The sequence below is a fragment of the Streptomyces sp. NPDC051020 genome (assembly GCF_040683105.1).
Lineage (GTDB): Bacteria > Actinomycetota > Actinomycetes > Streptomycetales > Streptomycetaceae > Streptomyces.
This window is the reverse complement of record NZ_JBFBCG010000003.1, coordinates 168,084-188,349: the sequence shown is the minus strand read 5'-3', so window position 1 is coordinate 188,349 and position 20,266 is coordinate 168,084. Positions and strand designations below refer to the sequence as shown.

At 69.8% G+C, this 20,266-nt stretch carries 18 protein-coding genes; 11 read left to right on the top strand and 7 right to left on the bottom strand.

What is annotated here, in order from left to right; all coding sequences use genetic code 11:
• The 3 genes from AB0N06_RS03320 to ptsP form a co-directional block, all read left to right on the top strand.
• A partial coding sequence (locus AB0N06_RS03320; RefSeq protein ID WP_366133062.1) for a hypothetical protein occupies positions 1–297 on the top strand: 297 nt, incomplete at its 5' end.
• A gap of 277 nt (positions 298–574) precedes the next feature.
• The gene (locus AB0N06_RS03315; protein WP_366133061.1) at positions 575–1,024 is read left to right on the top strand and encodes a PTS glucose transporter subunit IIA; all 450 of its coding nucleotides are present in this window, start codon (positions 575–577) and stop codon (positions 1,022–1,024) included.
• Positions 1,025–1,099: 75 nt separating this feature from the next.
• Positions 1,100–2,770, top strand: a complete 1,671-nt coding sequence (gene ptsP / locus AB0N06_RS03310; protein ID WP_366133060.1) for a phosphoenolpyruvate--protein phosphotransferase — start codon at positions 1,100–1,102, stop codon at positions 2,768–2,770.
• A 66-nt stretch (positions 2,771–2,836) separates the two neighbouring features.
• Here ptsP and AB0N06_RS03305 read toward each other — a convergent pair whose 3' ends face one another.
• Positions 2,837–3,736: a hypothetical protein gene (locus AB0N06_RS03305; protein ID WP_366133059.1), complete on the bottom strand. Its 900-nt coding sequence runs from the start codon at positions 3,734–3,736 to the stop codon at positions 2,837–2,839.
• A 67-nt stretch (positions 3,737–3,803) separates the two neighbouring features.
• Entirely contained in the window at positions 3,804–5,780 is a 1,977-nt protein-coding gene (locus tag AB0N06_RS03300) for an acetoacetate--CoA ligase (protein WP_366133058.1), read from the bottom strand.
• A 223-nt stretch (positions 5,781–6,003) separates the two neighbouring features.
• Between AB0N06_RS03300 and AB0N06_RS03295 the strand changes: the two genes are divergently transcribed.
• Entirely contained in the window at positions 6,004–8,358 is a 2,355-nt protein-coding gene (locus AB0N06_RS03295) for a glycoside hydrolase family 31 protein (protein ID WP_366133057.1), read from the top strand.
• 5 nt (positions 8,359–8,363) lie between these two features.
• Here the strand turns inward: AB0N06_RS03295 and AB0N06_RS03290 are convergent, their stop codons facing one another.
• Positions 8,364–8,924 carry an NUDIX domain-containing protein gene (locus tag AB0N06_RS03290; RefSeq protein WP_366133056.1) on the bottom strand — a complete coding sequence of 187 codons (561 nt, stop codon included), beginning with the start codon at positions 8,922–8,924 and terminating at the stop codon, positions 8,364–8,366.
• 58 nt (positions 8,925–8,982) lie between these two features.
• Between AB0N06_RS03290 and AB0N06_RS03285 the strand changes: the two genes are divergently transcribed.
• The 6 genes from AB0N06_RS03285 to glpK all read left to right on the top strand — a co-directional run bounded on the left by AB0N06_RS03285 (position 8,983) and on the right by glpK (position 14,809).
• The gene (locus AB0N06_RS03285; protein ID WP_366133055.1) at positions 8,983–9,789 is read left to right on the top strand and encodes a M15 family metallopeptidase; all 807 of its coding nucleotides are present in this window, start codon (positions 8,983–8,985) and stop codon (positions 9,787–9,789) included.
• 326 nt (positions 9,790–10,115) lie between these two features.
• Positions 10,116–10,463 carry a DUF962 domain-containing protein gene (locus AB0N06_RS03280; protein WP_366133054.1) on the top strand — a complete coding sequence of 116 codons (348 nt, stop codon included), beginning with the start codon at positions 10,116–10,118 and terminating at the stop codon, positions 10,461–10,463.
• A 49-nt stretch (positions 10,464–10,512) separates the two neighbouring features.
• A complete protein-coding gene (locus AB0N06_RS03275; protein WP_366133053.1) occupies positions 10,513–10,998 on the top strand; it encodes a zinc ribbon domain-containing protein in 486 nt (161 codons plus the stop codon).
• Positions 10,995–12,185: a lipid-transfer protein gene (locus AB0N06_RS03270; protein ID WP_366133052.1), complete on the top strand. Its 1,191-nt coding sequence runs from the start codon at positions 10,995–10,997 to the stop codon at positions 12,183–12,185. The genes AB0N06_RS03275 and AB0N06_RS03270 overlap by 4 nt, the downstream gene beginning before the upstream one ends.
• A gap of 263 nt (positions 12,186–12,448) precedes the next feature.
• Positions 12,449–13,210: an MIP/aquaporin family protein gene (locus AB0N06_RS03265; protein ID WP_366133051.1), complete on the top strand. Its 762-nt coding sequence runs from the start codon at positions 12,449–12,451 to the stop codon at positions 13,208–13,210.
• An 81-nt stretch (positions 13,211–13,291) separates the two neighbouring features.
• Positions 13,292–14,809 (top strand): glycerol kinase GlpK, encoded by a 1,518-nt coding sequence (gene glpK, locus AB0N06_RS03260; RefSeq protein ID WP_366133050.1) that lies wholly within the window; start codon positions 13,292–13,294, stop codon positions 14,807–14,809.
• Between the two features lie 166 nt (positions 14,810–14,975).
• Here glpK and AB0N06_RS03255 read toward each other — a convergent pair whose 3' ends face one another.
• Genes AB0N06_RS03255 through AB0N06_RS03240 form a run of 4 tightly spaced genes read right to left on the bottom strand, consistent with a single transcriptional unit; the run spans position 14,976 to position 19,370 of the window.
• A complete protein-coding gene (locus tag AB0N06_RS03255) occupies positions 14,976–15,581 on the bottom strand; it encodes an ATP/GTP-binding protein (RefSeq protein ID WP_366133049.1) in 606 nt (201 codons plus the stop codon).
• Entirely contained in the window at positions 15,562–15,999 is a 438-nt protein-coding gene (locus tag AB0N06_RS03250) for a DUF742 domain-containing protein (RefSeq protein WP_366133048.1), read from the bottom strand. Before AB0N06_RS03250 ends, AB0N06_RS03255 begins: the two co-directional genes overlap by 20 nt.
• A 9-nt stretch (positions 16,000–16,008) precedes the next feature.
• Entirely contained in the window at positions 16,009–16,452 is a 444-nt protein-coding gene (locus AB0N06_RS03245; RefSeq protein ID WP_327247502.1) for a roadblock/LC7 domain-containing protein, read from the bottom strand.
• Positions 16,449–19,370, bottom strand: coding sequence for a nitrate- and nitrite sensing domain-containing protein (locus AB0N06_RS03240; RefSeq protein WP_366133047.1), 2,922 nt, complete (start codon positions 19,368–19,370; stop codon positions 16,449–16,451). Before AB0N06_RS03240 ends, AB0N06_RS03245 begins: the two co-directional genes overlap by 4 nt.
• 452 nt (positions 19,371–19,822) lie before the next feature.
• Between AB0N06_RS03240 and AB0N06_RS03235 the strand changes: the two genes are divergently transcribed.
• On the top strand, positions 19,823–20,230 hold the full coding sequence (locus tag AB0N06_RS03235; protein ID WP_366133046.1) for a hypothetical protein: 408 nt from the start codon (positions 19,823–19,825) through the stop codon (positions 20,228–20,230).
• The last annotated feature ends 36 nt before the right edge of the window (positions 20,231–20,266 follow it).

The following is a 20,266-nucleotide window of genomic DNA, read 5'->3' as shown; positions in this document are numbered from 1 at the left end:
GGAACCTCGAACCTGCCGAAGCAGGCCGGGGTATCAACATATCTGGCGTTGACTTTTGGCACGCTGTTGAGTTCTCAAGGAACGGACGCTTCCTTTGTACTCACCCTCTCAGGCTTTCCTCCGGGCTTTCCCTTCGGTCTTACGTTTCCGACTCTATCAGACTCTTTCGTGTCCGATTCCCGGCCGAAGCGGGCCCTCTGCGAAGCAGAAGATTTGTTACTGCGCTTTCCAGTTCTTCGCTTTCACGTTTCCCTTTCCGGCGAGTCCGACTCTATCAGGCCTTTTCCGTTTTCTTGACCAGCTGTCTGCAGGCATGCAGATGCAATCAGAATTAAGATCTGGGCTTGATGGTCGCCGCCGACCCCCGACTCGATGTCGCGTTGGGGCCAGGCAGGAGCACGACAGTACAGGCCTCAGGTAGTCGAGGCAAATCGTTGCCGGTGCGCCTCTAGGTCCGCGAAGCCGCAGGACTCGGGCGGAACCGGGACTTCTTATGACTTACGCTGCTGAACAGTACGTCGTCCCTGACAGGCCGCGGCGGCGCCAAGTGAAGCTTCACCCTGGGAGGCTCCCCATGACCACTGTGACGTCCCCTGTTGCCGGACGCGCCATCGGACTCGCGGCGGTACCCGACCCGGTCTTCTCCGGCGCAATGGTGGGGCCCGGAACTGCCATTGATCCCGTGCGCGAACCGTCGGAGGCCGTTTCGCCGGTGGACGGAATCATTGTCTCCCTGCACCCGCACGCGTTCGTCGTCGTGGACGAACATGGGCACGGGGTGCTGACCCACCTGGGCATCGACACCGTGCAGCTCAATGGCGAGGGCTTCGAGCTGCTCGTCAACAAAGGGGACACCATCACGCGCGGTCAGGGCATCGTGCGCTGGAACCCCGTCGCGGTGGAGGAGGCCGGCAAGTCCTCGATCTGCCCGATCGTGGCGCTGGAGGCCACCGCCGAGTCGCTGTCCGACGTCCGTGAGGACGGGGATGTGAAGATCGGCGACGCGCTGTTCAGTTGGCGGTAACGCACTCGGCGCAGTATCAGACAGTCGGTACACATGGCGGTGGCACGGCGTCGCCGCACAATCGGAGACGGTGAAATGGAGACAACGCTGCGAGGCGTCGGCGTGAGCCACGGTGTGGCGATCGGCGAGGTTCGGCACATGAGCACGGCCGTGCTGGAGCCGCCGGCCAAACAGATCCCCGCGGAGGAGGCCGAGCGCGAGCAGGGACGTGCTCGCCAGGCTGTGGACGCTGTTGCGGCCGACCTGAACGCGCGCGGCAATTTGGCCGGCGGCGAGGCACAGGCCGTGCTCGAGGCACAGGCCCTGATGGCGCAGGACCCCGAGCTGATGGCGGATGTGGACCGGCGGATCGCCGTCGGGAGCAGTGCCGAGCGTGCCGTGTACGACGCCTTCGCCGCCTATCGGGCTCTGCTCGCCGCTGCCGGGGAGTACCTGGCGGGGCGGGTCGCTGACCTCGACGACGTTCGCAACCGGATTGTGGCGCGGTTGCTCGGGGTGCCGATGCCGGGTGTACCGGACAGCGACGAGCCATACGTACTGATCGCACGGGACCTGGCGCCTGCCGATACGGCGCTGCTCGACCCGACGCTGGTGCTCGGCTTCGTCACCGAGGAGGGCGGCCCGACCAGTCACAGTGCGATTCTCGCGAGGGCGCTCGGTGTGCCGGCCGTAGTGGCTCTCCCCGGGGCCGGTGAGCTGGCCGAGGGCACCGTGATCGCGGTGGACGGCAGCACCGGCGAGATATTCGTCGAGCCGAGCGACGAGAAGCGTGCCGAGATGGAGAGCGTCGCGGCGGCGCGCAAGGCTACGCTGTCCGACTCGACCGGTCCGGGTGCGACGTCCGACGGTTACAGGGTGCCGCTGCTCGCCAATGTGGGCGGGCCCGGCGATGTGCCGGCCGCGGTCGAGGCCGGTGCCGAGGGTGTGGGGCTGTTCCGTACGGAGTTCCTGTTCCTGGACGACAGCAAGCAGGCGCCGTCCGAGGAGAAGCAGGTCGCGGCGTACCGGGCGGTGCTGGAGGCGTTCCCCGAGGGGCGTGTCGTGGTGCGGGTGCTGGACGCCGGCGCGGACAAGCCGCTCGACTTCCTGACGCCGGCGGACGAGCCGAACCCGGCGCTGGGTGTGCGGGGGCTCCGCACTCTGCTGGACCACCCGGAGGTGTTGCGGAGCCAGCTGACCTCGCTGGCGCGGGCCGCCGAGGGACTTCCCGTCCATCTGGAGGTCATGGCGCCCATGGTGGCGGACCGCACGGATGCGAAGGCGTTCGCCGACGCGTGCCGGGCGGCCGGGCTGCCGGCGAAGTTCGGCGCGATGGTGGAGATTCCGTCCGCCGCTCTCCGGGCCCGCTCGATCCTGCAGGAGGTGGAGTTCCTGTCGCTGGGCACCAATGACCTGGCGCAGTACACCTTCGCCGCCGACCGTCAAGTGGGTGCGGTGTCCCGGCTGCAGGATCCGTGGCAGCCCGCGCTGCTGGACCTCGTGGCACTGTCGGCCGATGCGGCCAAGGCCGAGGGCAAGAGCTGCGGTGTCTGTGGTGAGGCCGCCGCCGATCCACTGCTTGCCTGCGTGCTGACCGGTCTGGGTGTCACCTCCCTGTCGATGGGCGCCGCGTCCATTCCTTATGTCCGGGCCACGCTGGCGAAGCACACGCTCGCGCAGTGCGAGCGTGCCGCTGCCGCCGCGCGCGCCGCGGATTCCGCCGATGAGGCGCGGCTCGCGGCTCAGACGGTGCTGTCGGGCGAGTAGGTCCGCGCAGCCTGTCCTGACGGGGCTCCCCGCCACAGGTGGCGGGGAGCCCCTTCTTCTCTTCTGTCAGTGGTGGGTCTCCGGTGCGTCGGCACCGATGTCGAAGCCGGCGCAGTACTCCACGCCCGACTCCGGCGAGACCGGGTCCCCGGTGTCCGCGTCGGTGCAGTAGGCGCTGAAGACCTCTCCGGCGGTGAGCGGCACGAGGCTGCCGCGGGTCAGTCGCCAGCCGTGGACGCGGTCCGGGGTGCCGGGGTTGCTCGTACGCAGAACGAGTCCTCCGTGACTTTCGAGGGCGACACCGACGGCGAGGACGGTGACGAACTCTGCTCCTTCTCCGGATTCGAGTCGGGCCGGCCCCGTCGCGCCGCGCTCGGTGTGGAGGACGGCGAGCAACTGCTCGTTCTCCGTGGGGGTGCTGCAGACGAGGTGGTGGGTGCCCGGGCCCGCCGTTTCCAGGGTGCGCATCAGGAGGTGGGAGGCCCGGTCGAAGGCGGCGCGGCCGATGTCCTGGCCGCAGTCGGCGCATTCACCGAGGTCGGCCAGGACCACCGTGGCGTACTCCCAGGTGGCCTGGCGGACCGCTCGGGAGACAAGGAGCGGGATCAGGGTGTCGATGGGTTGTCCTGTGTAGGCGACGGTGGCTCCGGTAGCCGCGACTTCGGCGGTGAAACGGCTGCGGCTGGCCGGGGCGTCGGGCGCGAGCCCGGATTCCGCGCAGTATTCCGCGTACTCCTCGGGGTCGAAGAGGGCGACCGTGGTGTGCATGCCCTGGGCCGCCAGGATTTTCAGCAGGCCCTCGACCTGCTGCAGATAGATGGTGTGGTCGTCGAAGGTGAAGGTGCGGTAGCGCCGCATGGCCGCGAAGTCCTGCTCGTCGGCCAGGAGGCCGATGGTGCTCGGTGCTTCGCGGCGCAGCGTGCGTCGCATGGACGTGGTGTTCCTGGTCTTCCTGGTGTGCGCCATGAGTCCCCCAGTGCGCTGTCGAACATTGCTCACTCAGAGTAATCACGGGCACTGACAGTGCGCACTGTCAGTGGCGCTTGCGGGCCAGGTCCACATAGAAGTGGAGCAGTTCGAGGTTGTCGATCGAGCCGGGGTTGACGGCCTTGGTCAGCTCCGTTCCCTGGAGGAGGCGCTTGACCGGAACCTCGATGCGCTTGCCGGTGAGGGTGTGCGGAATGCCGGGTACCTCGATGACCTCGTCCGGGACGTGGCGCGGCGAGAGGTTGTCGCGGATGGTCTGTTTGATCCGGCCGCGGAGGCCGTCGTCGAGGGCGAAGCCATCGGCGAGCTGGACGAAGAGCGGCATCCAGTACCCCCCGTCGGGCTCCTCGATGCCGATCACCAGGGATTCGCGGATCTCGGGGAGGCGTTCGACCGCTTCGTAGATGTCGGCGGACCCCATCCGTACCCCCTGCCGGTTGAGGGTGGAGTCGGAGCGGCCGTGGATGATGACCGAGCCGCGGTCGGTGAGGGTGATCCAGTCGCCGTGGCGCCAGACGCCGGGGTACATCTCGAAGTAGCTGTCGCGGTAGCGGCTGCCGTCCGGGTCGTTCCAGAAGTGGATGGGCATGGAGGGCAGCGGGTTGGTGACGACCAGTTCGCCGACCTCGCCGATGAGCGATTTGCCTGCAGGGTCCCAGGACTGGAGGTCCGTACCCAGGCAGGGCGCCTGGAGCTCGCCGATGTGTACGGGCAGGGTGGGGACCGCGCCGGCGAAGCAACTGCAGACGTCCGTGCCGCCGCTGACGGAGGCGATCCAGAGGTTGTCCGCGACCTCGTCGTGGAGCCAGCGGAAGCCGTCGGGCGGGAGCGGGGACCCGGTGGTGGCCACGCACTGGATGCGTGAGAGGTCGAAGTCGCGGCCCGGGTGGATGTCGGCCTTGCGGCACGCCATGACGTAGGCGGCGGAGGTACCGAAGAGGGTGGCGCCGGTCTGTTCGGCGACGCGCCACTGGGCGCTGACGTCCGGGTAGCCGGGGCTTCCGTCGTACAGCACGACTGTGGTGCCGGTGAGCAGGCCGGAGACAAGGAAGTTCCACATCATCCAGCCGGTGGAGGTGTACCAGAAGAAGCGGTCGTCGGGCCCGAGGTCGCAGTGCAGTCCGAGCTGCTTGAAGTGCTCGATGAGGATGCCGCCCTGGGACTGGACGATCGCCTTCGGGAGCCCGGTGGTGCCGGAGGAGTACAGCACCCACAACGGATGGTCGAAGGGGACCTGCTCGAAGACGGGTTCGGTGTCCGCGGAGGTGAGTGCGGACCATTCAAGAGCGCCTTCGGGGGCGGCGGTGCCCAGCAGCGGGATGTGGACGACGGCGCGCAGGGTGGGGAGTTCGCGGCGCAGTTCGGCGACCGTCTCGGAGCGGTCGTGTTCCTTGCCGCCGTAGCGGTAGCCGTCGACGGTGAAGAGGACGACGGGTTCGACCTGCTGGAACCGGTCGAGGACGCTGCGAGCACCGAAATCCGGGGCGCACGAGGTCCAGACGCCGCCGACGGCCGCGGTGGCGAGGAGCGCGACGACCGACTGCGGAATGTTGGGGAGATAACCGCTGACGCGGTCGCCGGGGCGGACCCCCAGGGCACGGAGTTCGGCGGCGAGGGAGCCGACCTGACGGCGGAGTTCGGACCAGCTGACGGGGACCTGGGTGTGGGTCTCGTCGACATGGAGGAGGGCCGGCGCGTCGGCACGGAGGGGGTCCTCGGCGGTGCGCAGGGCGTGTTCCGCGTAGTTGAGGGTGGCGCCGGGGAACCACTGGGCGCCGGGCATGGTGCGGTCGCCGATGACAGTCTCGTACGGGGTGGAGAACCGGATGTCGAACCAGTCGGCGACGGCCTGCCAGAAGGTGTCCAGTTCGTCGACGGACCAGCGATGCAGCTCCGGGTAACCACCTTCGGCCGGTGCTCCGTACCGCTCGGCCGCCCAGCTCTGGAAGCGGGTGACCGCCGCGGCGGCGATGCGCTCGGGGTCGGGCTGCCAGAGGGGGGCTTCGTTCGCTGCTGAGGTCATGGGGCGGCTCCCTGGCTGTACGGGTACGCGGGGTGGGCGTGGTTCGCGCGCACACGTGCTGGGGTGTGCGCGTGAGGCGGCTGTCACGGACGATGCCACGTGATCGTCTTCCGCACCAGGGTTCCCCGCCCATGGTTGTCTGTCCGGCTATGTGGTCAGGCCACGGGTGAACGGAAGTTGAACGGAGCCCGCTGCCGCCTCGTCGGGTGGCAGGGTGAGCTGCATGAACGGTCGTGACCTGGTGCGCTCGGTGAAGTTGGTGGGTTCGGTACGGGGGCTGCGCACGGTGCGCTCGGCCTGGCGTCGGCAGCGCGCGGATGCGCGGGCGCTGCCGCCTCGTGGTGCGGAACGGGCGAGGGTGCCGGGTCTGCTGGTGGGGGCGGAGCCCGGGCCCGGTGGTGGTGTGGTCCGGTTCGCCCGTTCGCAGCTGAGTATCCGGGTTTCGGCGGGCGGTGCGGTGTTCTGGGCGTGGGACGGGGCGGAGCCGCTGCCCTCGTACGCGCTGTCCGGTCCGGCGCCGGAGCCGGATCCGCGTGCCGTTCTGGAGCCGGACAAGGACGGCGGCTGGCAGGTGGTGTCGGAGCGGCTGACCGTGGTGGTGTCGCGGCACGGGGCGGTGGAACTGCGCACGCCCGGCGGTGTGGTGCTCCGGCGGGAGCTGCCGCCGCGGTGGTGGGAGCCGGTGGCGGGGGGTTGCGCCCGGTGGGTGCAGCGGTCCGAGCTGCCGGCGGACGCCCGGTTCTTCGGGCTGGGCGGGCGGGGGGCGGGGCCGCGGCTGCGGGACGGTTCGTACGCGCTGTGGAACACCGACCCGGGCGGGCGCTTCGGGCCCGGTGACGATCCGCTGTATCTGACGATGCCGGTGCAGGTGGTGGTCTCGGACGCGGGGACGCATCTGGCGTTCCACGACAACACCTGGGCGGGGCGGGTGACGCTCAACGAGGGCGAGGAGGGCGCGGGGTCCGGGCATGACCGTCCAGGGGTGTGTGAGGTGCGGATGGACGGGGGGCCGCTGCGCTGCTGGGTGGTGGCGGGGACGCCGGCCCGGGTGCTTCAGGGCTGGACGGCGCTGACGGGTGCGCCCGCGCTGCCGCCGTCCTGGGCGCTGGGGCCGCAGCACGCCCGGTGGGGGTTCGGGAGTGAGCGGGAGGTGCGGCGGGTGGTCGCCGGGTACCGGGAGCGGGGGCTGCCGCTGTCCGTGCTGCATCTGGACATCGACCATTACGACGGCCATCGGGTGTTCACCGTCGACCGTGAGCGGTTCCCCGAGCTGGCGGGGCTGGCGAAGGAACTGCGGGAGGAGGACGGGGTGCGGCTGGTGTCGATCGTCGATCCGGCGGTGAAGGCGGAGCCGGGGAACGCGGTGTTCGACGCCGGTTCGGCGGTCGGAAGCGCCGGGGCGTTCGTGCGGGACGCACGGGGGCGGGTGGTGCGCGGGGAGGTGTGGCCCGGGGAGTGTGTGTACCCGGACTTCACCGATCCGCAGGTGCGGGAGTGGTGGGGTGGTCTGTACGGGGAGCGGCTGGCGCAGGGGTTCTCCGGGGTGTGGCACGACATGAACGAGCCGGTGTCGTTCACGGCATTCGGTGAGCCGACGCTGCCTCGGTCGGCGCGGCACTGTCTGGAGGGCCTCGGGGGCGATCATCGGGAGGCCCACAATGTGTACGGGCTGGCGATGGCGCGGGCCGGGTACGAGGGGCTCCGCCGACTGCGTCCGAACGAGCGGCCGTTCCTGTTCTCGCGTTCCGGCTGGGCGGGTATGCAGCGGTACGGGGGCACCTGGTCCGGTGATGTGGAGTCGGGCTGGCAGGGCTTGCGCACCTCGCTGGCGCTGGTGCTGGGGCTCGGCCTGTGCGGGGTGCCGTATTCGGGTCCTGATGTCGGGGGGTTCGACGGATCGCCGTCCCCCGAGCTGTATCTGCGGTGGTTCCAGCTGGGTGCCTTTCTGCCGTTGTTCCGTACGCACTCGGCGATCGACGCGGGGCGGCGGGAGCCGTGGGAGTTCGGGCCGGAGGTGCTGCAGCACGCGAGGGCGGCGCTGGAGGAGCGGGAGCGGCTGCGTCCGTACTTTGTGACGCTGGCGCAGCTGGCCCGGCTGACGGGTGCGCCGTATGTGCGGCCGCTGTGGTGGGGGGCGCCTGGGGACCGGGCGTTGCGGGACTGCGAGGACGCGTTTCTGCTCGGCGATGCGCTGCTGGTGGCGCCGGTGCTGCAGCGGGGCACGGATCGGCGGGCGGTGCGGCTGCCGCGGGGGCGGTGGTACGACACGGTGACCGGCGAGGTGTACGAGGGGCCGGGGCAGGTCCTGATTGATGCGCCGTTGTCGCGGATACCGGTGCTGGCGCGTGCGGGTGCGGTGATTCCGGTGCGGGGCGCGGACGGGGGGCTGGAACTGGAGGTGTGGGCTCCGGCCCCTGGGCGTACCGGGGGCGGACTGGTGGTCCGGGACGCGGGTGACGGATGGGAGCAGTCGGAGGTCGAGCGGTACACGTCGCGCCTGTCGGGCGGGCAGGTCGTGGTGGAACGGGACGGTGAGGAGGGTGGGGTGACCTGCCCGGTGCGGGTGCATGGGGTGTGATGCCGTCAGCGGTAGTGGTAGCGCCCTTCGAACCAGGCGCGGGCAGCCCGGGTGTGCAGGGGGAAGGCCAGTTCGGCGGGGGCTCTGAGCAGGCTGTGGCCGGCTGTCTCGTCAGTGGGGACGGATGGCGGGAGCTCGGCGGCCGGGCGTTGCGGGAGGAGGCCGAAGAGGAGCAGGTGGCCGTCCGGAGAGCTGAGGGCGTCGGCGAGGCGGACGTCCTGCTGGTCGGCCTCGATGCCGGTCTCCTCGCGGAGTTCACGGACGACCGCGTGTTGCCAGTCCTCGCCGTGGTCGATGAAGCCGCCGGGCAGGGCGAGGCCGCCGAGCCGGGGCTCGATGGTGCGGGTAATGACGACGAGTGCGGTGTCCTGCCGGTCGGTGACGGGTAGCAGGGCGATGGCGACCGGGAGGGGGTTGCGGTAAGCGATGTCGCCGCAGGCGGTGCAGGTGCGCGGCCAGGTCGCGGATCCCGGTGGGTACGGCGCTCCGCAGCTGCTGCAGTGGGAGTCCTTCGTCGGTTGCTCCACCTGTTTCCTCCACTCGGTTCCCTTTTCGGGCGTGGACACGCGCGGACTGTAGCCGATCGCGCTTCCGGGACACCCATGACTCATGGATGATGCGCCCATGACAGGTATCGCTTCCGCTTTCCGTGTCCTGGCAGCCACTGCCGCCGCCCTGCTCGCCTTCTCCGCCGCCACCCCCGCGGCGCAGGCGAAGACCGAGCCGAAGGCGCCCGAGGAGTTCGTCGCACTGCGCTCGGTGGACCCCACGATCATCCAGGAGATGCGCTATACCACCGTCCACAACTTCCTGGGTGAGCCGGTCGACGGGTACCGGCAGCCGCTCTGCATCCTGACCCGGCCCGCGGCCCAGGCCCTGCACCGGGCACAGACGCAGCTGCTGCGCCAGGGTTACTCGCTGAAGGTCTACGACTGCTACCGGCCGCAACGGGCCGTCGATCACTTCGTACGCTGGGCCGAGGATCTCGACGACGGGGCGATGAAGGGCGAGTTCTACCCCCGGGTCGACAAGACACGGCTGTTCACGGACGGTTACATCGCCGAGAAGTCCGGACACAGCCGCGGCAGCACGGTGGACCTGACGCTGGTGAGGCTGCCCGCCGCGCCGACCAGGCCGTACGTGCCGGGCGAGCAGCTGGTGCCCTGTTACGCGCCGCAGGCCGAGCGGTTCCCGGACAACTCGGTCGACATGGGCACGGGATTCGACTGCTTCGACACGCTGTCACACACCGACGACCCGCGGATCCAGGGTGTGCAGCGAGCCAACCGACAGTTCCTGAAGACCACACTCACGGATGCCGGCTTCGTGAATCTGGCTGAGGAATGGTGGCACTACACCTTCAAGCCGGAGCTGTTCCCGGACACCTACTTCGACTTCCCGGTGGCCCAGCGGTCCGTCGCAGGGCACTGAGACCAGCCGGCAATTGGGGGGTGGGTGAAGGAGCGGGGCTGGGGTGCGTGCATCGCAAGGCGGAGGATTGAGCCATGGCGAATGGGGCCTCCCCTGCTCGAGCCAAGCCGAGAGCTTGGGGAACATGGTGAGGGACGACAACGCCGCGAGGTGCGTGCCCCAGCCCCGCGACGCCGCCCCCCAATTGCCGGCCGGTCTGAAGCCCGCCGCGGCGCGGTGGGACGTCGAATGGCCGGGACCACCCCCGTGGGTTCCGGCCATTCGTCCCTCCTCTCGGACGCGGACCGGCCGTATCCGGTTGCGCTCCCAGCCATTACGGTGCCCGTATGTCACAGCAGACGTTCCATTCGTACGAGGAGTTCTGGCCCTACTACGTGGCGATGCACTCCAGGGCGGCGACCCGGTGGGTTCATCTGACGGGGGCCCTGACCGGGCTCGCGGTCACCGCCTACGGCCTGGCCCGCGGCCGGAAGCGGTATGCGGCGGCGCTGCCCCTGATCGGGTATGGCGCGGCCTGGCCCGCGCACTTCCTGATCGAGAAGAACAATCCGGCCACCTTCGGGCACCCCGCGTGGTCACTGCGTGGCGATGTGCAGATGATCCGGATGATGCTGGCCGGGCGCGACGGAGAGTTGGCGGAGACCGCTGCCAAGTGGCTCGCCGAGAACCGCTGACCGTGGCACACTTCTGACGTTCCGTCAGATCCAGTGCCGGGGAGGGGTTTTGTCGCACACGCGCACACCCGTGGTGGCCGGGTGGTTCACCGAGGACAGCACCGAGGGGGGCTTCCGGCTGCTGGGCACCCGGTGTTCGGCCTGCTCGTCGGTCTTCTTCCCGCGCCAGGACGCGTTCTGCCGCAATCCGGGCTGCGCGGGCGGTGAGCTGGTCGAGACGCCGCTCTCCAAGCGGGGCACCGTCTGGTCGTACACCGACGGCCGCTACCGTCCCCCCGCTCCGTACGTCTCCGACCCGGACGTGCCCTGGGAGCCGTACACCCTGGTCGCGGTCGAACTCGCGGCCGAGCGCATGGTGGTCCTCGGGCAGGCAGCGCCGGGGGTGGGTGTCGGGGACCTCGCAGTCGGAATGACCGTCGAGGTGGTTCCGGGGGTGCTGGACGGCGACGCGCCGGACGGTGAGGGCACCGCGTGGACCACCTGGCACTGGCGGCCCGTGACCACCGACGGTGCGGTCCCGGACGGTGCGGCATGACCGGGGATGTGGCCGTCCTCGGGGCCGGGATGCATCCGTGGGGCAAGTGGGGGCGCAATTTCGTCGAGTACGGCACGGTGGCCGCCCGGGCCGCACTCAGCGACGCGGGGATCGGCTGGCAGGACGTGCAGTCGGTCGTCGGCGCGGACACGGTGCGCGGCGGCTATCCGGGCTATGTGGCCGGCGCGACCTTCGCGCAGGCGCTCGGCTGGCAGGGCGCCCGGGTCACCAGCGTGTACGCAGCCTGCGCGTCCGGTGCCCAGGCCATCAACACGGCCAGGGCACAGATCCTGGCGGGCATGGCGGACGTGGTGCTCGTGGTGGGTGCCGATGCGGCACCCAAGGGGTTCTTCGCCCCGGCGGGCGGCGACCGGCCCGACGACCCCGACTGGCTGCGCTTCCGGGTGCTCGGGGCGACCAACCCCGCGTACTTCGCGCTGTACGCCCGCCGCCGCATGGCGGTGTACGGGGACACCACGGAGGACTTCGCACTGGTCAAGGTGAAGAACGCGGCCGCCGGCGCGCTGAACCGTAACGCCCGCTACCGGGCCCCGGTGACCGCCGAGCAGGTCGCCGCCTCCGCCGTGGTCGCCGACCCGCTGCGGCTGCTCGACATCTGCGCGACCTCCGACGGGGCGGCGGCCGTCGTTCTGTCGAGCATGGAGTTCGCACGCCGGCGCGGCGCGGCCGACCCGGTCCGTATCCGCGCCGTCGCCACGGTGACGCCCACCTACCCGAAGACCGTGCTCGACCTTCCGGACATCGCAACCGATTCGGCAGTCGCGGTGGAACCCGCTCCGGAGAGCTTCCGTGCCTCGATCGCCCGGGCGGCGTACGAGGAGGCGGGCATCGGTCCCGACGAACTGTCCCTCGCCGAGGTGTACGACCTCTCCACTGCCCTGGAACTGGAGTGGTACGAGGACATCGGGCTGTGCGCGCCGGGAGAAGGCGCCAAGCTCGTGCGCGAGGGGGCGACAGCGCTCGGCGGCCGCATCCCGGTCAATCCGAGCGGCGGGCTCGCTTCGTTCGGCGAAGCGGTACCGGCGCAGGCCATCGCCCAGGTCTGCGAGCTGACGTGGCAGCTGCGCGGCAGCGCGGCGGAGCGACAGATTCCGGGGGCGCGTGCCGGAATCACCGCAAATCAGGGGCTGTTCGGGCACGGATCAGCGGTCGTCGCGGTCCGCTGAGATCTCCCGGATCCGTCCCCAACGCGTGGAAGCATCCGGTCCGTGCATGGTGAACTGTGTTTGCTGTCGGCCTTCTTGACGACCGATCAGCGTCGGTGAACACTCCTTGCTCAGTCGCTGCCGCCACTTCCGCTCTGCGGCAGTCCGACATGGTCACCACGCTCGTCACGGACAGCCGGGCAGGGCAACGAACCTCCCTGCCCTCGGCCTCCGTAGCCATGGAAGCGACCGGCGAGACCCGCCGGACAACCCCTAGGAGCGCCATGAGCAATGGAGACATTTTCGCCGGGGAAGTCATCGGTACGGCGATCCTCATCCTGTTCGGCGCAGGTGTGTGCGCGGCCGTCACCCTCCACCACTCCAAGGCGAGAGCCGCGGGATGGGTGGTGATCGCCTTCGGCTGGGGCTTCGGTGTGCTGGCCGGTGCGTACACCGCGGCCCCGCTGTCCGGCGGGCATCTCAATCCGGCGGTCACGGTCGGCATCGCCGTCGACACCGGGAAGTGGGACAAGGTCCCCCTCTACATCCTGGGGCAGATGGTGGGCGCGATCATCGGTGCGCTGCTGGCCTGGCTCACGTACTACGCGCAGTTCCGCGCCAACGCGGACGAGAAGACGGCCGTGCCGACGCTGGGGATCTTCTCGACCGGTCCGGAGATCCGCAGTCCGGTGGCAAATCTCGGCACCGAAATCATTGCGACAACCGGTCTGGTGCTGCCGATCCTGGCTTTCGGGAAGAACGCCGGGGTCGGGATCGGGCCGGTGGAGGGGGCAGGGGCTGGTGTCTACGGCTCCGGAATCTCCGTACTCCTGGTGTCCCTGCTGGTGGTGGGCATCGGACTGTCGCTCGGCGGACCCACCGGGTACGCGATCAATCCGGCCCGTGACCTCGGTCCGCGGCTGGTGCACGCACTGCTGCCGATACCGAACAAGGGAACCTCCGACTGGAGTTACTCCTGGATCCCGGTGGTGGGACCGCTGGTGGGCGGGGTCCTGGCGGGCATCGTCTTCCATGCCGCCTTCTAGCGCCGGAACCCGCCCGAGGGCGGGTTCCGGTCATCCAGGTTCTGCCACTTCGGCTTCTCGACCTCGCGACAAGGGGACGTCATGACGGGCAGGTTTGTCGCCGCCATCGATCAGGGCACCACATCAAGCCGCTGCATCATCTTCGATCAGGACGGCGCGATTGTCGCCGTCGACCAGCGCGAGCACCGCCAGATCTTCCCGAAACCCGGCTGGGTGGAACACGATGCCACCGAGATCTGGACCACGGTCCAGGCCGTGGTGGCGGGTGCGCTCGCCAATGCCGGGCTGCGGGCACAGCAGCTCAGCGCGCTCGGCATCACCAACCAGCGCGAGACGACCGTGCTGTGGGACCGGGCGACCGGGCAGCCCGTGCACAACGCCATCGTCTGGCAGGACACCCGTACGGCCGCCCTCTGCCATGAGCTCGGCGGCGCGGACGGTCAGGACCGCTTCCGGGGCATTACCGGGCTGCCACTGGCCAGTTACTTCTCCGGCCCCAAGGCCGCCTGGCTGCTGGACCACGTACCGGGCCTGCGGAGCCGCGCCGAGCGGGGCGAGATCGCCTTCGGCACCATGGACTCCTGGCTGATCTGGAATCTCACCGGCGGCACGGACGGCGGCGTCCATGTCACGGACGTGACCAATGCGTCGCGCACGATGCTGATGAGTCTGGAGACGCTGGAGTGGGATCCGTCGATCCTCACGGCGATGAACGTCCCGGCGGCGGTGCTTCCGGAGATCCGGTCGTCGGCGGAGGTGTACGGGACGGCGGTCGGCACACTCGCCGGGGTGCCCGTGGCCTCCGCGCTCGGCGACCAGCAGGCAGCGGTCTTCGGACAGGCCTGTTACGACCCGGGTACTGCCAAGAACACATACGGCACCGGGAGTTTCCTGCTCCTCAACACCGGGAACAGGCCCGTGCCGTCGAAGAGCGGGCTGATCACCACGCTCGGCTACAAGATCGGCGACCAGCCCCCCGTCTACTGCCTGGAGGGCTCGATCGCGATCACCGGGGCGCTCGTCCAGTGGTTCCGCGACCAGCTCGGGATCATCCGGAGCGCCGAGGAGATCGAGACGCTGGCGGCGAGCGTCGACGACAACGGCGGGGCGTACGTCGTCCCTGCCTTCTCCGGGCTGTTCGCCCCCTACTGGCGTTCGGACGCCCGGGGGGTCATCACCGGGCTCACCGGCTACGTCACCAAGGCGCATCTGGCCCGCGCCGTTCTGGAGGCGACCAGCTGGCAGACGCGTGAGGTCGTCGAAGCGATGTACCAGGACTCGGGAGTGCCGATCACGACGCTCAAGGTGGACGGCGGGATGACGGCGAACCGACTGCTCATGCAGCACCAGGCGGATGTTCTTGGGGTTCCGGTGATCCGGCCGAAGATCTCCGAGACCACGTGCCTGGGCGCGGCGTACGCGGCGGGGCTTCCGACCGGGGTGTGGTCGGGGCTCGATGAGCTCAAGACGCACTGGCAGCGCGATGTGGAGTGGGAACCGCGCATGGAGCCGGAGATCCGTGAGCGCGAGTACGACAACTGGCGCAAGGCCGTGGAGCGGAGCCTGGGCTGGGAAGAGGAGGGCGTCGACAGCAGGTAGAGGCTCCGTGCACCGGCCGTTTCGCGGTTCCTGAGGCGGCTGCGGACATGGGCCGTGCGCGGTCCCGGAGTACGCCGTTCCCTGGGCGGTCCCGCATCCGGTGGCCCCACGACGCGCGGCCCGTACCCCGGTCGGCGGGGGTACGGGCCGCGTTCCGCCGCTGTGCTCAGGTGGTGGCCGGCTCGCGGAGCCGGTCCGCGTGGGCGAGTGCGTGCTCGACGACCGCCACCAGCACGTCCCGTACCGAGGACCGGTCGCGCGCATCGCACATGAGCACCGGTACCTCGGGGTCGAGGTCCAGCGCCGCCTGCACCGTCTCCGTCGGGAACCGGTCGGCTCCCTCGAAGCAGTTGACGGCGACGGTGAACGGGATCGCGCGCTGCTCGAAGTAGTCGACGGCCGCGAAGCAGTCCTCCAGACGCCGGGTGTCGGCGAGGACGACCGCGCCCAGGGCTCCCTGGGCCAGTTCGTCCCAGAGGAACCAGAACCGGTCCTGCCCCGGTGTGCCGAAGAGATACAGCACCAGGTCCTCGCGGAGCGTGATCCGCCCGAAGTCCATGGCCACCGTGGTGGTGGTCTTGGACTCGACTCCGGCCGTGTCGTCCACCGGGCGGCCGGCCTCGCTCAGCCGCTCCTCCGTCCGTAGTGGTCTGATCTCGCTGACCGCGCCCACCAGCGTCGTCTTGCCCACGCCGAAGCCGCCCGCCACCAGGATTTTCAAGGTAACCGGCTCCACGGGCCGCCTGCTGCGGCTAGAGCGCCCGAAGGCCATTGATCACCTCGCGAAGAATGTTCACGTCCGGCAGCTCGGCCGGCGGAACGGGACGGGTCACATGCACCAGCTCGTCCTCGACGAGATCGCCGACCAGCACCCGGACCACCCCGACGGGGAGATCCAGACCGGACGCCAGCTCGGCGATCGACTGGGGCATGGTGCTGCAGAGTTCGACGATCTCCACGTGTTCCGGGGAGAGCGTCTGGTCCCGGCCGGGGTCGTCGGCCGCCGGTTCGGGGACGACAACCGCGATCAGGTCGAGACGGTGGCGGGACGCGCTGCTGGTACGGCCCCGGGTCATCGCGTACGGACGGACCACCGGCCCCGCGTCGGCGTCGTACCAGCGTGACGACTGCGGGTCCGTGGGAGCGGCCGGGGATCCGGGGGGTGTGCCCCGGGACGAGTCAGCGCTCATGCCCGCCCCTCACCCTCCGGCGGGCAGACCGGGCGTCCGTGGGGCGTTGGCCAGGTGTGCCCCCACACGCTTGACCATCAGCGTCATCTCGTACGCCACCTGCCCCACGTCGGAGTCCGAGTCTGCCAGCACGGCGAGACAGCTGCCGTCACCGGCGGCCGTGACGAAGAGGAACGCCTCGTCGAGTTCGACGACGGTCTGACGGACACGGCCCGCGTCGAAGTGGCGCCCGACGCCCTTGGCGAGGCTGTGGAATCCGGAGGCGACGGCCGCCAGATGCTCACTGTCCTCCCGGGTCAGGTCCTTGGACGTGCCGGTGGGGAGGCCGTCGCTGGAGAGCACCAGAGCCTTGCGGATGCTGCCGACACGCTCGACGAGTTCGTCGAGCAGCCAGTTGAGTTCGCCGGATCCCTGGCGTGTGGCGTTGGATGCTGCGGCGTTCGGTGCGGTCATCGACCGTCCCCTCCCGGAGTGGTTCCTTGAGCTGTCTCACCGGGCCCGGTCGCTTCCCCGGCGTTCTGCCGACGGCCGCGCTGCCAGCCTCGTTGCATCGAGGCCATTCGGCTGCGTACCTCGTCCGCGTCCCGCTCGATGTCCTCGGCCGGTCCCGATCGGGCCGGCTCGGAAGCACGTCCGCCGGATGTTTCGCGGAGCTGTGGGGCGAGGTTGGCCTGCCGGATCCGGCGGGGCAGTCCGCCCACGGTTCCCGGGTGCGAGGGGGGTGCGGTCGATGGCGTCGCTTCAGGGGGTGCCGACGCGGGTGCGGCGGGCTCGGTGGATGTCCGGAAGCCGGTGGGCTGCCGGGGTTCGGTGGGCCGCCGGGTGGCGGCGGAGACCCAGGCGTCGCTGGTGGACTGCCCGGGGACATAAGTGGAACGACCGTTGTCGTACGAGGACGCGCCGGTGTCCCTGCCGGTGTCCGTCGGCTCCCGGTCGGTGGTCGTCGTCGGGTGCACGCGGCCGGCCTCGTCAACGCGGCGGCCGCGGTCGGTGACCAGCGTCGGTGACGTGCGTCGGGGCAGCGGTACCGGGCCGCCCGGGCGCATCGCCCGGACATCGGCCGTGGGTCCGGAGATCCGGTCGGACGCCTGCTGGTGCTGTTCGCGGTCGGCGTCACGACGGAGGTCGCGGGCGCGGAAGATGCCACCGCGTTCGCTCTCGGTGTCTTCGATGTCGGACACTGCGTCGAGAACCGGAGCGAGTTCGGAATCGAGTACGGGGTCCGACATGAAGCCGAGCGCGTCGACCGGCCCTTCGAGCTCGACCGGTCCGTCCAGGGCGGTCGGGTCCGCGAACCCGCTGGAGACCGGAGCGAGTACGCCGGGCCTGGCCTCGCCCGCGCGATCGGCTGTCCGCCGGTCCGCCACGCCGTCCCTGCGGTTCTTGTCGTCGCGCGGCGCCTCCTTGCCGGTCCTACCGCTGCCGATCGCCTTCTCGGCCCGTCGGTCGAGGCGGAATCCCGAGCCGTGCGTATCGGCGGCATCGGTGAGCAGGGCCGCCGGAATGAAGACGACGGCGGTGGTGCCTCCGTACGGAGAGGTCTGCAGCGAGACCCGGACGTTCTGCCGCTGCGCCAGTCGGCTCACCACGAAGAGGCCGAGCCGGTCGGTGTCGGAGAGCTCGAACTCCGGTGTCTCGGCGAGCCGCAGATTGGCGTCCAGGAGGACCTCGGGCGGCATGCCGAGGCCACGGTCGTGGATCTCGAGGGTGAAGCCGTTCGCGACGCGTTCGCCGTGCACCTGGACCGCGGTGTGCGGGGGTGAGAACACGGTGGCGTTCTCGAGGAGTTCGGCGATCAGGTGCGTGAGGTCGGCTACGGCCGGCCCGCCCACGCCGAGGCGCGGCAGCCGGCGGACCTCTACGCGCTCGTAGTCCTCGACCTCGGCGACGGCCGCGCGCACCACGTCCATCAGCTGGATCGGCTTGCGCCACTGCCGGGACGGCGCGGCGCCGGAGAGGATCACGAGGCCCTCGGCGTGCCGCCTCATGCGGGTGGTGAGGTGGTCCAGGCGGAAGAGATCCGCGAGTTCGTCGGTGTTCTCGGTCCGGCGCTCCATGGCGTCCAGCAGCGTCAACTGGCGATGCAGCAGCACCTGGTTGCGGCGGGCGAGGTTGACGAAGACCTCGGAGACACCGCGGCGCATGTCGGCCTGCTTGACCGCGGCCTCGACGGCCGCGCGTTGCAGCGTGTTGAGTGCCTGGCCGACCTGGCCGATCTCGTCCTTCTCGTACCTCAGCTGCGGGGCTTCGGTCTCGACGTCGACGTGCTCGCCCGCGGCAAGGCGGCGCATCACGCTCGGCAGCCGTACGCCGGAGACCTCGTGGGCGTCCTTGCGGAGCCGGGAAAGGTCGCGGACGAGCTCACGGCCGATGCGTACGGAGACGAAGACGGAGACGAGCAGGGCGAGGAAGCCGAGGACACCCGCGACACCGGCCTTGATCAGAACGCTGTATCCGGCGGGCTTGCCGCGGTCCTGGAAGCGGTTGTTCATCTCGGTCGATTCGTTGGCCAGCCGGTCCAGGACCGGCGGAGCCACTTCCTGCCAGCGTTCGGCGTCGACCGCGCGGGGGTTGTCGGTGGGGCCCGCGGCGACAATCTTGTTCTCCGCGGCGCGCAGCGGCTCGCTCTCCGGGCTCGCCCAGTACTGCTCCACCCGCCGCCGCTCCGCCACCGGGAGTGCCTCGCTGTTGATCTCGACGAGCAGCTTGCGGTTCGCGACGAGGTCGGAGATCTGTCGGAGTTCAGGGGCGTCGAGCCGACCGGCGACGAGTGCCGAGGCGACCAGTGCGTCCTCCCGGGACAGCAGTTCGCGGGCCCGTGAGATGCCCACCAGGGCGCGTAGCTGCTTGTCCAGCAACACGTCTTCCATGGTGTGGAGGCCGGTCAGGAAGCGGTAGCAGGGATCGATGAGACCGTTGTAGAAATCCAGTGCCTGATTACGGTCGATGGTGCGCTTCTCGACCGAGTCGCGGAGCGCGCCGAGACCATCGACGGCGCTGAGGATCGAATTGAGCTGCGCTTCGGCGTCGGTGCTCAGAGCGTCGCGAATGCTCTTCTGCTGTGCGCTCTTCTTGACGTCCGCCACGACGCGGTCGGTGGCGGCACGCCGGCGGTGCAGCAGGGGAAGGGCGTCGGAGGCGCGGGGGTCCGCGAGGAAGACGAGGGTCTGCCGGCGCTCGTTCTGGACCACCCGGACGGCGTCCTCCAGCGGGTGGCCGACCTTCTCCACGATCGTGCTCGCACCCATCAGCTGGTTGGCCTCGCGGCCGGTCAGGTAGGTGGCGAAACCCCAGAGGGCGGTGAGGGAGACGAGCGGCACCAGCAGCAACGCCACGATCTTCCTGCGGATGGACTTTCCGCGAAAGCGCATGGCCTCCCCCAGCTCAGCCCCTCGTGCGGGGGCGGTGTTCCGTCAATAAACGGCGCGAGCCTACTACTGCCTCACAGACAACTCGAAGGCATGTCCGGACGATTTTCAGCCGGACTAGCAGGCGCTGGGCGTGGGTTGTCTTGGTATTCCAGGAGATGAAGTTCACGAAAGCGGCAGAAGAGACCTGTCAGAGCGCTGCATTCCCTCACATGGCAGTTGGCTGGAAGTCTTCGTTCCATGATGGATCAAGGGAATCTTCACGATGATTCACTCGTCTGTCTGTACGGGCGTTGGGGCACGGGGTAGGGGATTACGAAGAGGGCGTACGGCAGGGCGATCCGGTCCGTCTGCGTAGAAACGGCCCATGCCGGGCAACAACCCTGAAGTCGGACAGCGGTGGGAGTGGAAAGCCCTTGGACACGGAAGAGCGTCGGAGCACGGGGGCGCCGGCGATGGGCGGGACACGGATCCCGCGGCAGCCGCTGTGGGTGGAGGAGCCTGCGGCACGGCGACGTATGCCGGATCCGGTGCGTGCGTCGGCCGTGCGCGCCGTGCTCATCATGTCGCTGACGATCATCCAGGCCATGGTGGCGTTCCTGGCCACTCTGACGGGCTCGTGGCTGGCCTTCCCGATGGTGCTGAGCAGCGTGGGCAGCACGGTGGTCGCCACCTGGTCCGTGCTGGACGTGTGGGTGACCCGCCAGGTCTGGAATCAACGCCATGGCGTGGTGTCCATGCCCAGCAGCTCTGCACGGCAGCTGCGCCGGGAGCGGCGTGCGGCCCGTCGGGCGGCGAGGGCCGCGGACCGGGAGGCAGCTCGGATACGCCGCCGGGGCACGCGCAGCCTGTCGCGGGCTTGACCTCGTGCCGCGCCCGGCAGTGTCTACCCGACGTGG